At 68.2% G+C, this 10,873-nt stretch carries 11 protein-coding genes and 1 pseudogene; 8 read left to right on the top strand and 4 right to left on the bottom strand.

Annotated elements, in window-relative coordinates:
• The 4 genes and pseudogenes from KUTG_RS52775 to KUTG_RS02015 form a co-directional block, all read left to right on the top strand.
• Positions 1 to 411 (top strand): annotated as a pseudogene (locus KUTG_RS52775) (hypothetical protein); the annotation flags it as partial.
• On the top strand, positions 336 to 1,760 hold the full coding sequence (locus tag KUTG_RS02025; RefSeq protein ID WP_084578786.1) for an alpha-L-rhamnosidase C-terminal domain-containing protein: 1,425 nt from the start codon (positions 336 to 338) through the stop codon (positions 1,758 to 1,760). The pseudogene KUTG_RS52775 and the gene KUTG_RS02025, both read left to right, overlap by 76 nt.
• Positions 1,761 to 1,884: 124 nt before the next feature.
• Complete coding sequence (locus tag KUTG_RS02020) at positions 1,885 to 2,979, top strand: cellulase family glycosylhydrolase (protein WP_063753468.1); 1,095 nt, start codon at positions 1,885 to 1,887, stop codon at positions 2,977 to 2,979.
• Positions 2,980 to 3,168: 189 nt separating this feature from the next.
• Entirely contained in the window at positions 3,169 to 4,086 is a 918-nt protein-coding gene (locus tag KUTG_RS02015) for a CE1 family esterase (protein ID WP_052393747.1), read from the top strand.
• Between the two features lie 505 nt (positions 4,087 to 4,591).
• Here KUTG_RS02015 and KUTG_RS55810 read toward each other — a convergent pair.
• A complete protein-coding gene (locus KUTG_RS55810) occupies positions 4,592 to 4,750 on the bottom strand; it encodes a hypothetical protein (protein ID WP_157494243.1) in 159 nt (52 codons plus the stop codon).
• 283 nt (positions 4,751 to 5,033) lie between these two features.
• Between KUTG_RS55810 and KUTG_RS02010 the strand changes: the two genes are divergently transcribed.
• Entirely contained in the window at positions 5,034 to 5,237 is a 204-nt protein-coding gene (locus tag KUTG_RS02010) for a cold-shock protein (protein ID WP_043714464.1), read from the top strand.
• A 619-nt stretch (positions 5,238 to 5,856) separates the two neighbouring features.
• Here the strand turns inward: KUTG_RS02010 and KUTG_RS02005 are convergent.
• The 3 genes from KUTG_RS02005 to KUTG_RS01995 form a co-directional block, all read right to left on the bottom strand.
• Positions 5,857 to 6,708 (bottom strand): LLM class flavin-dependent oxidoreductase, encoded by an 852-nt coding sequence (locus KUTG_RS02005; RefSeq protein ID WP_043714461.1) that lies wholly within the window; start codon positions 6,706 to 6,708, stop codon positions 5,857 to 5,859.
• Between the two features lie 153 nt (positions 6,709 to 6,861).
• On the bottom strand, positions 6,862 to 8,181 hold the full coding sequence (locus tag KUTG_RS02000; protein WP_084578785.1) for an NAD-dependent epimerase/dehydratase family protein: 1,320 nt from the start codon (positions 8,179 to 8,181) through the stop codon (positions 6,862 to 6,864).
• Between the two features lie 97 nt (positions 8,182 to 8,278).
• A complete protein-coding gene (locus KUTG_RS01995; protein WP_043714459.1) occupies positions 8,279 to 8,896 on the bottom strand; it encodes an NADPH-dependent F420 reductase in 618 nt (205 codons plus the stop codon).
• A 163-nt stretch (positions 8,897 to 9,059) separates the two neighbouring features.
• Here KUTG_RS01995 and KUTG_RS01990 point away from each other — a divergent pair, with 163 nt between their 5' ends.
• From KUTG_RS01990 to KUTG_RS52765, 3 genes are all read left to right on the top strand, one after another.
• A complete protein-coding gene (locus KUTG_RS01990; RefSeq protein ID WP_043714456.1) occupies positions 9,060 to 9,956 on the top strand; it encodes a LysR family transcriptional regulator in 897 nt (298 codons plus the stop codon).
• Positions 9,957 to 10,104: 148 nt separating this feature from the next.
• Positions 10,105 to 10,335: an IS110 family transposase gene (locus KUTG_RS60580; protein WP_052393746.1), complete on the top strand. Its 231-nt coding sequence runs from the start codon at positions 10,105 to 10,107 to the stop codon at positions 10,333 to 10,335.
• A gap of 39 nt (positions 10,336 to 10,374) precedes the next feature.
• The gene (locus tag KUTG_RS52765; protein WP_052393745.1) at positions 10,375 to 10,725 is read left to right on the top strand and encodes an IS110 family transposase; all 351 of its coding nucleotides are present in this window, start codon (positions 10,375 to 10,377) and stop codon (positions 10,723 to 10,725) included.
• Positions 10,726 to 10,873 lie beyond the last annotated feature (148 nt).

The raw sequence follows: 10,873 nt of genomic DNA, 5'->3' as shown, positions 1-10,873 counted from the left end.
GGCGGCGTCCCGTACTTCACGGTGGCGGCGAAGAACGGCAGCCCGGTGCTGCGCGCCGCCTACAGCGAGGGGAAGCAGTTCATCAGCGCCAAGGGTGACGGCGGGCATGCCTTCAACGCGGGCGACCCGTCCAGGGCCGACAGCTACACCGTCGGCGCGGCCGGGACGATAACCAACCGCTACATCCAGGGCGGCGAGCGGTTCGAGGAGATCACGCTGACCTCCGCCGGCTCGGTCACGCTCAGCGCGGTCGGCATCCGGTTCAGCGCCTACCGCGCGACGGCAAACGAGTACCAGGGGTACTTCCTGTCCAGCTCCGACCAGCTGAACAAGATCTGGTACGCCGGCGCCTACACCACCCAGCTCAGCATGCTGCCCGCGGGGGTGGGGGCGTCAACCAGCTGCCGCTGATCCTGGACGGGGCCAAGCGGGATCGCAACGTCTGGATCGGTGACATCAACATCGAGGGCCCGACGGTCTACGACAGCCTGGGCGCCAACGGAAACGACTACCTCAAGCAATCCATCCGGCTGCTCGGCAGCTACCAGCTCAGCAGCGGCTTCGTCACCGGATGCCTGGCGCCGCAGTCCCCGGTGCATACCGGGCCGCCGATCCCTGGCACGACCGCGTGTTATTCGACCAGCTACTCCATGTACTTCACCCCCGACCTGGCCGACTACTACCGCGCCACCGGCGACCTCGCCTTCGCCCGGCAGGAGTTCCCGATCGTACAGCGGGAGCTCGCCTGGAACGCCTCGCGGGTCAACTCGCTGGGACTGCTGGTCACCGACACCAGCGACGGCCAGGATTGGGACTGGTACGACGGTATCAAGACCGGTGCCGTGACCGAGTACAACGCGCTGTACTACCTGAACCTGATCGAGGGTGCATACCTGGCGCGGGAGACGGGCCAGGCCGATCTCGCGACGCAGTACACGAACAAGGCGGCGGCCCTGCGCACTGCGATCAACACCAACCTTTTCAACTCCCGCACCGGCGTCTACGACCTCAGCGACAAAGTCCGCGGCACCGTCGCCCAGGACGCCAACGCCGACGCGGTCCTGTTCGGCGTCGCGCCCGCTGGCGCCGGTCCCGGCATCCTGGCCAAGCTGAAGTCCGCGCTGTGGGGCACGCACGGCCCGCGGCCCTTCACCGGCACCGGCTACTCCACGCTGATCAGCCCGTTCGTCTCCGGCTACGAACTGCGGGCGCGGCTGGCCGCTGGCGACGACACCGGCGCGATGCAGCTGTTGAGTGACGTCTGGGGTCAGATGGTCACGCCAGGTCCCGATTTCACCGGCGCGATGTGGGAGAACCTGAACTCCGACGGCAGCATCCAGAAGGGCAGCACGAGCCTGGCCCATGGCTGGTCGTCCGGTCCCACCTCGGCCCTGACCGGCTACGTGCTCGGCGCTCGGCCGGTTGGAGCCGGGTATGCGACCTGGATCGTCCAGCCGCAGCCCGGATCGTTGAGCTGGACCGTAGGGCAGGTCCCCACCCCACACGGGCCACTGGCGGTCAAGTGGGGCCGCGCGAGTGGCGGCGAGTTCGATGTGGACGTCACCGCCCCGGACGGGACCAGCGGCGCCATCGCCGTCCCGGCCTCCGGCCCGAACACGGCAATCACCGTGAACGGAACAACCGTCTGGGACCACGGCACATTCTCCGCCGGGGCCGGCGTCACCAGCGCGGACAGCGACGGGTCCTACGTCTACCTGTCCGTCAGCGCCTCAGGCGACTACCGCGTGGCGGCCCGATGACGGTTCAACCGGCGTACCTGGTGGCACGTCATCGCAGCAGGTACCAGCTGCCGCAACAACACTCTCGCCTGGGCATCCGCGAACCCTGGCTGCAAATCGGCGCCGTCCCCGTCATGGAGGAAAGATGAGATCAACCGGACGCCGGCCGTGGCCTGCCGCCTCGATCGGCCTGGTTCTCGCCCTGGTGCTGGGATGCCTCGGCATCCAGGCCGCCACCGGTCCGTCGGCGCACGCCGCCACCAACCAGTTCCACGGGGTGAACTGGGCCGACTACCGGGACAACTACCTGACCGACCCGAACGTCCCGATCGGACTGTCCACATCGGACAACTATTCGACCACCTATGCGAAGGCGACGTCCATTCTCACGGGCTTCCAGAGGCTGGGCGCCAACACGATCCGGGTCGGCATCAACCCGGAGACCACCTCGTCGTCCTGGTGGCGCAGCCTCGTGGCGGCCTACGACGCGGCCGACGCGCTGGGCATGAACGTCATGATCGCCCCCTGGACCCAGCCGGGCAGCGGCCGGATCACGAACATGAACGCGTTCTACACGATGTGGGACGCCGTCATCGCCACGTACGGCGCCAACAGCCACTTCTACTTCGACATGCTCAACGAGCCCTGGGGGTACAGCGCCACCGAACTGACCGACCTCGCCGCCGCCTGGCTGGGGCACTATCGCACCGTGCCCCGTGGCCGGATGGTCATTCCCGGCCTGTGGTCGGACATCGACCTGTGCGCGGTGGGCGCCGACTCGCGGCTCAACGGCACCCTGTTGTCGATCCACAGCTACACCCTGGGCGGGGAGACCCACCCCACCGAGGCCGACTGGATCGCCAGCTTCAAGGGGCGCCTGTGCGGCCACGCCGACCGGGCCGTGCTCACCGAGTTCGGCGTGCCGATGACCACCGGCGTCAACTACAACGGCCCCCGCGACGGCAACAACAACGTCTCCTACTACTACGCGCTCACCGACACCGTGCGCAGTCTGGGCATGGGGTCGTTGCTGTGGACGGGGGTCAAGCGGGCCGACCAGAAGACCGGCCCGGGCCCGTGTTTCAACGCCTCGTGCGCGATCACCTCGCTCACCGGCAGCGGCACCAACCTTTCGCTGACCGTCACCAACCAGTCCGGGCTCGACCGGCTCCGCCACGGCTGGGGACTGAATGCCACCCACGGCGGCAGCGCGCCCGCAGCACGGCCGCGTGCCACCTGAGAAGTACGAACTACCGGCTCTGCAACGTCATCAAGCCTGCTACTGCCTCCAGGCAGACATATCTCGACATCGAGTTCGCGATCACGCGATCGCACCGCGTGGTGAGCATTCCGGCGCACCGCTTCCGTCCAGATTCGCTCAACGACGCGCGGAGACGTACCCGTCGCCGTCCGCAAATCCGGGAGACCCATGAAATTCGGCCCACATATCTCGACCAGCGACACGCGCGCTCCGTCGCATTCGCTGTGCCGGCGGGCGACGTTGCTGATCGCCGCCACGCTGGCCGCCCTGACGGCCGCCGCCACGATGACGACTGTCCCGGCGTCCGCGGCCGCCTCCCAGGCCGCCCCGGCCGCCTCGACCACCGGATGCGGCAAGGCCCCGGGGCTGAGCAGTGGCACGCACACCATCCTCAGCGGCGGCACCAACCGTAGCTACATCCTGACCCTGCCCGGCAACTACGACCGCAACCACCCGTACCGGCTCGTCTTCGCCTTCCACTGGCTCGGCGGCACCGCCACTGACGTGGCCACCGGCCGCAGCGGGCGGCCCTACTACGGCCTGCAGGACCTGTCCAAAGACACGACGATCTTCGTCGCGCCGCAGGGCATCAGCAACGGCTGGGCCAACTCCAACGGCCGCGATGTGGCCTTCGTCGACGCCATGCTCAATCAGTTCGAGGCGGGGCTCTGCGTCGACACCACCCGGATCTTCTCCGCGGGCTTCAGCTACGGCGCCGCCATGACCTACGGGCTCGCGTGCTCGCGCGCCACGGTCTTCCGCGCCGTCGCTGCCTACTCCGCCGGGCTGCTGAGCGGATGCAGCGGCGGCACGCTGCCGATCGCTTACCTCGCTTCGCATGGCATCAGCGACCCGACGCTCAGTTACTCCGGCGGTCTGGCGCTGGCCGACCGCTTCGTGCGCAACAACGGCTGCACGATGCAGACCCCACCGGCGCCGGCGAAGGGCAGCGGCGCGCACACCGTGACCGACTTCAAGAACTGCTCGGCCGGGCACCCGGTCGAGTGGATCGCGTTCGACGGCCGGCACACCGAACTGCTGTCGTACCTTCCGGGCCTGACGTGGCGGTTCTTCACCCAGTTCTGAGTCGACGGCCGCTGGCCGGGTAGCGAACCATGCCGGAGCTGGGCTGACCAGACAGTCTCCGCAGATGTCCCACCATCAGCGAGCGAAGCATGGCATTCCATCTGAGCCGCCGTCAGTTGCTGAAAGCGGGTGCCGTGGGCGTGGCCGCCTCCTGCCGTTCACCTTGCCCGCCACGTCAGCGGCCGCGGACACCGTCCCGGCGAAGATGGACACCCTTCACCGGATGTCTCCGCGCGTGGCGTAGATCGGGCACGGTGGTGACCGGATGTGGTCCGTGGCCGAGGCCGATGGTGTCCGCTTTCGGTTCAACCGTGGGTAGTTATCCACACCTTGTCCCCAGATGCGGATAACTCGAACGTGTGTGCGAGCGCCTGCTAGGGTAGCGCGCCATGGACGACTTGGACGCCAGCCGCCAATCCGACGGCATCCTGCGTTACCGCCGTGACGCCAACGGCACCCACGTCGGGATCATGCCCGCGACCTGCAAGAGCTGTGGCGGTTCGCTTCACCAGGTCGGCTTCCGAGCGGCGGCCGCCCGGGCCACCCGATCGGCTGCGGTGGCCTTGCATTGGTAGAAGCTGGGCCGGGCGATACCGATGACCTGGCACAACCGCTTCACGCCGTAGCGGCGGTGGTGGTCGGCGACGAACTGGAAGCGGTTCACCAGCGCGTCTCCCCGGCGAAATACTTGGCCGCCTTGCGCAGGATCTCGCGTTCTCCTCCAACTCGCGGCGTCCCGGCCGATCCGGGTGTGTGTCAGGTGTCCAACATTCGGGGTCAAGTCAGAACGCCACGTAGTCACGAAGATGCTCGGGCTGGACGCGACGGGGGCAAACTGCGTCACACTGCCTCGGGTCGATCTCGACCAAGCTCAGCCGGTAGTCTCACCAGCCGGTTGTCGGCCGACCTCACCGTGGGGCGGAACGGCGCCGGTAGGAGCGTTTGGCATGGCGCAAGGCAGTGTGAAGTGGTTCAACGGTGAGAAGGGTTTCGGGTTCATCGCCCAGGATGGCGGCGGACCCGATGTCTTTGTCCACTACTCGGAGATCCAGGGCAGCGGCTTCAAGTCCCTCGACGAGGGTCAGCGGGTCGAGTTCGAGATCGGCCAAGGACAGAAGGGACCGCAGGCCCAGGGCGTGCGCGCCATCTGAGTCCTGAGGCAGCGGCGTACCCGTGCCCGTCATTCACGGGCACGGGTATGGCTACGTTTCGCCAGGAGGGCGGTACGGCTGCTTAGCAGCGGTCGGGCGAGCGTCTTGCCGGCGATCTCGACGACCATGCCGCGGCACCGGCCACGTGGTGTTCTCGCCCGCAGTGGCGCACAGCAGGACACTCCAGATCGAACCCGGCCGGTCCATTGCGGAAGGTTCGCCGCAGAGCGGTCACGGGGGTGATCCCAGCAGCGTGTAATCGGGTTGGTTCGACGACGGACGGGGCTGCCCGTGATGAGCGTCGAGATCACGGTGTGTCTCAATGCCACGTGAGGTTCGCCCCGACCATCAGCTTGGTGACCGCCTCGCTCAGGCGGCGGTGGCCGACGGCGTCGTGGTTCGAGTGCCGTGTGTTGCGGTCTGGGGGTCCCACCGGCAACCGGTGGTGATGACAGCATGCAGGTGGCGCAGGATGCTCGCGACGATCGCGGCTTGTGCCTGGGTCGGGGTGAGCGTGTTGTCGGCGCGGCTGGTCAGGTGCTGGTAGTGGGCGGCGTAGACGGCATTGGCGCGCTGGGCGCCCTAGACCGCGCGCCACGCCGCCAAGCGCAGACGAGGCCTACTTGCGTCCGTGGGCGACGTGTTCGCGTACTGCGGGGATCGTTTCAGCGGCGAAGCGTTCGAGTACATCCCGCTCGTCGCTGGCCAGGATGAAGATGCTGACGCCGTCCTCGAGCGTCATCTGGGCCAGGGCTTCCGCGGTCTGCTGGCCTGGGAAGATGTTGAGCAGACGGGCAATGTCGCGGGGGTCGCGGCCTGCAGCGCGTGCGGCGTCGTCGATGATGGCGTTTCCCTTGGGCAAGCCGCCAGATTCCATGACCGGCAGGGACGGCAGCCAGCCATCGGCCTTGCGTCCGACCAGGTCCTGCATCTTCGGCTTGTGGGCGCCGAGCCAGATCGGGATGTGGTGTGCGGGTGTGGGTCCCCGCTCGGCGCCGTGGACCTTGTAGAACTCGCCCTCGACAGTGAGCGCGCCGGGCACGTCGGCGTCCCAAACCCCGCGGATCACGTCGATTGCCTCGCTCAGGGCCGTCACGCCCTGCAGCGGGGTTAGCCGCCGCCCGCCGATCGCTTGCACGGCATCCCAGTAGAAGCCGGCCCCGAGCCCGAGGCTCGTTCGTCCACCGGAGAGCAGGTCCAGGCTGGCCATCGCGCGGGCGAGCACGGCAGGGGGGCGTAGCGGCAGGTTCAGCACGTTGCCGGACAGACCGATGCGCTCGGTCCGCGCGGCCGCCCAGCTCAGCAGAGTCCAGGTGTCGAGGAAGTCGGCCTTGTAGGGATGATCCTGGAAGGTGACGAAATCGAAACCGAGCCGCTCACTGAGCTGCGCTAATTCGACTGGAGCGTGAGTTGGGGAGTTGGCGGGAGAGATGAACGTGGCGAAACGCAGAGGATGACCATAGTCGGGCATCGGTGTCTCCTTCAGTCATTCGTGTGCGACCAGCCACGACAAACGTCGCCGACGACCTGGTCTCGGCTTGCCCGGCGGTTACGGTGCCGGGCGAGACGCGGCACGTGAATTCGAGGTCGTTCCCGGCTGGGGCGCGAATGAAGACCGGGTGAGTCAACCGTTCTTGACTAGGTCGTTGACAGCCTGGGTGTCTTTGTAGAAGGCGTCCGCGCCGTAGATCTTCCCGTCATGGACCCGATAGTGCTCCACAACTGTCATTGGCAGTTGTCGCCCGCTCTTGCGAGAGGTGAAAACGGCGTCGAGCCGCAACTCCACCACGTCGCCTGCCCGGACGATCTCGTGCCCGCGTGCGGTGAGCTCTGCCAGCACGTCGATCTCACGGGTCAGACGTGAGAACCCGTCCGGCCCTCGCCATTCCCCACCCCAGGGCAAGCTCTCCGCCTCCCGCCAGACGGCGTTCTCGTCGACCATCGCAAGAGCCCCCTCTCCGCCGCGGACGAAGTCCTCCAGCGTGGCCACGTCGTCGCGGACTGGCGCGGTGACGTCGGGGAAGTAGTGGCCGTTGTCCAGATCGGCGAGCAGGCCGGGCTGGTTGGGTTCCCAGCCCAAGGTGCGGCGGGTGATGAGGTTGGACGCCGGGTAGCTCTGGGTGGCGATGTTCGCGAGAAAGCCGAAGTATCCCGGCGTCATCAGTTCGTCCGCGGGGATGCTCACGACGGGCAGGTCCAAACGGCTGCCGATGGCCTCTGCGATCTCGCGGAAGGAAACACCCCCGTCCTCGACCGCGTGCCAGTAGCTGCCGGCCGGTCCTTTCTCCAGCGCCAGGCGGAATAGTGAGGCGAGATCGCGAACGTGTACCGCGTTCCACAGGTTCGCGCCGTCTCCGGGGTGACCGGCGAAACCCTTCTCCTTCGCCAGTGCGATGAGCAGGGGAAGGAATCCGGCACTATCGGTGGTGTCGTGCACGATGTTCGCGATCCGCACGACCGACGACCGGACCCCTCGTTCGGCGAGGTCGATCACGGCCCTTTCCACGGCGTTGCGAGCCCGCAAGGTGCCCATGTGCTCATCGCCGCTGGGCAGGGCCGGGTCCTGCTCGACGATCGGTCGTCCGAGGTTGCCGGGTGATCCGATGCTCCCGGCCACGACCAGCGGCTTGCCGGTGCCCGCGAGCGCCTCACCGTAGGCGTGCATGATCGGAAGCTCCGCCGCGGCCACGGCGCTCATCCCGCCGGTGGGCAGCAGGTCCTGCCGGTGGGCGACGTGGACGACGCCGTCGGAGTCCGCGGCCGCTTCCTTGAGCTCGTCGAGGTCCTCGAGGCCGCCGCGCCGCACCGTCGCGCCGAGCGCGGTCAACGCGGCGGCGGCCGTGTCCGATCGGGCCAAGCCCGTGACCTCGTGGCCGGCGGCGATCAGCTCGGGGATGATGAACGACCCAGAATGGCCGGTTCCGCCGGTGACGAAGACGCGCATCAGTACTCCCTGTCAGGGTAGGCGGATTTGCCGTTCTCCCCGAGCCGTCGACCGGCTGTGGTGATGTCGCCGGGGGAAGTGGGCAGTGTGGGCGCGGTCAGCCGAGGAGCTCGGCGCCGAGGGCGATGTCGAAACCAGCGCCGCTGCGGGCCAGGCCCATCATCAGCAGGCCCGCTCCTTCCAGCCAGTGCGCCATCTCCAGGCCACCGACATCCAGCGGCCGCAGGCCCAGACTCTCGATGAACGCCGCCACGCTCGCCTTGGCCGCCGGGTCGTCGCCGGCGAAGAACACATCCAGTTGGCCGCCCCGGGCCAGGACGTGCCCGAAGACGGTGTTGAACGCCTTGACCACGTGCGCGCTCGCCGGCAGGGCGGCAGCGATCTGTTGCGCGCCGGACGTGCCCTCCGGGGTGACCAGGTTGGTGTCATCAGCGCCGACGAACGTGTTGGAGATGTCGACGACGACCTTGCCGGCCAACGCGTCCCCGTACTGGCTGACGACCGCTACGCCGCCCCCGTGTGGCACAGCGAGGATGACGATGTCACCGGCAGGGGTGGCGCCGAAGGCCCCCGTTGTGGCGCCGAGCGCAGCGGCGACCTCCTCGGCCTTGGCCGGGTCGCGGCCGATGACCTCGACTGCGTGGCCGCCGGCGAGCGCCCGCTCGGCCAGAGCGCGGGCCATGCCCCCGAGACCGATGATGCTGATGCTGCTCATGGTGTGTCTGCTTTCTGCGCCAGGTGAGAGGCCCGTTTCCCATCGCGTCCGACGCGCGATGCAGGGCGTTCACCACCTGACGTTGCCACCGGCCCGGGTGGGAGTCCAAGACCTCTTTCGATCACGGCGATACCCTGGGAGCATCGCCGCACGAGGAGGCTCCATGGATCTGGACCTGCGTAAACTGCGCTACTTCGTCGCCGTGGCCAACCGGTTGCACTTCGGCCGTGCCGCCGACGACCTGCACATCGCCCAGCCGGTGCTCAGCAGGCAGATCCGCGCACTCGAGCACGACCTCGGAGCCGCTCTGCTGACGAGGGACAGCCACGGAGTGACCTTGACCGACGCCGGCGAGCAGCTACTGGCCGACGCCGGCCCGTTGCTGGCCTCCGCCGACGCGGCCCGCCGTCGGGTGACCCTCGCCGCCCGCGGCGGCCGGCGACTCATGGTCGGCTTCCGGGCCGGCGTCGCGGTCACCCCGGCGATCCAACAGTTCGCCGACCAGCACCCGGACGTGGTCGTGGACGTGCAACGGATCGAAGGCGACGATCAGGCCACGAAGCTGCTCGACGGCCGCATCGACATCGGCTACGTACGGCTGCCCATCGATGAGACCGGGCTGCGCGTGATCCCGGTGTACACCGAGCCGCGGGTAGCGGTCCTGCCCACCGGCCACCGGTTGGCCGGCAAGGAACAGATCACCGAAGCCGACCTGGCTGGCGAGCCTCTGTTGTGGGACTCCGACTCAAGCACACAACCCACGCGCCTCGCGCATCCCAACGCCGGATATCTGGTGCGCGGGGTGGACGAGACGCTCGAGCACGTCGCGGCCGGCCGCGGCATCTCGTTCCTGGCGCGTTCGGCGACCGTGTTCTACTCGCACCCGAACATCAGCTACGTACCCGTCTCGGACATCGCGCCCGACCAGGTGTGCCTGGCCGTGGCGGCATCGCGCGCCTCGACGGTGGTCGACGACTTCGTCGCCGCGGCCCAAGCCACGGCCGCGATCACCGCAGAGTGTGGCAACTATGAGATGTGGCAACGTCAAGGCCTGCGATAACACGTCTACGAGGCCGCCGCGGACCCTCACATCGCCCTCGCTGAGCCGGTGGGCGACGCCCGAGGCCGCTCCTTGGTCCGCAACCGACCGACCGAAGGATCCGGATGCAGGACGCCTCGACGAGATCGACGAGAAGCTTGCGGCGCGGGTGCGGGTGTTCGCCACCGGCCAGGGCCGCAAGACCGACCCGGTCGACGCCCACTCGGTAGCCGTGGTCGCATTACACACCAAGGATTTGCAGCACGTCCAGATCGATGACGCGACCGTGGCGTTGCGGTTGCTGGTCGATCACCGAGACGAACTGGGCCATGGCCGCACCCAGACGGTCAACCGCCTGCACAGCCTGCTGCTGGAACTACTTCCCGGCGGAGCGAAGTAGTTCCTGTCCGCCGCGCAGGCCCGCGCCCTGCTGGCGTCGGTGCGGCCGCGGGATGTCGTGGGCCGCACCCGCCGGCGGCTGGCCGCGGACCTGGTCACCGAACTGGACCGGATCGACACGCGGATCAAGGCCGCCAACGTCGAGCTGCGTGAGCTGGTCATCGCGAGTGGCAGCACGCTGATGGAGTTGACCGGGATCGGCCCGTCCAGCGCCGCCCGCCTGGTCGGTGACATCGGCGATATCGGCCGGTTCAGCGACAAGGGCCGGTTCGCGTCCTGGAACGGCACGGCGCCGCTTGAGGCGTCGTCTGGTGATCAACGCCGGCGCCGGCTGTCGCGGGCGGGCAACCGCAGGATCAACCGGGTGCTGCATGTGATGGCCATTGTCTGACTCCGTCGCGAGACGCCTGGTCGTGCCTACTACCGGCGGAGACTGGCTGACGGCAAGACCAGCATGGAGGCCATGCGCGTGGGGGCGACTCCTGACTCCAGCGCGGCTGACCTGGACCCCATGGCCAGCACTTCGGATCAGTCACTTC

It is taken from the genome of Kutzneria sp. 744, assembly GCF_000568255.1.
Lineage (GTDB): Bacteria > Actinomycetota > Actinomycetes > Mycobacteriales > Pseudonocardiaceae > Kutzneria.
This window is presented reverse-complemented; position numbering and strand designations above follow the sequence as displayed.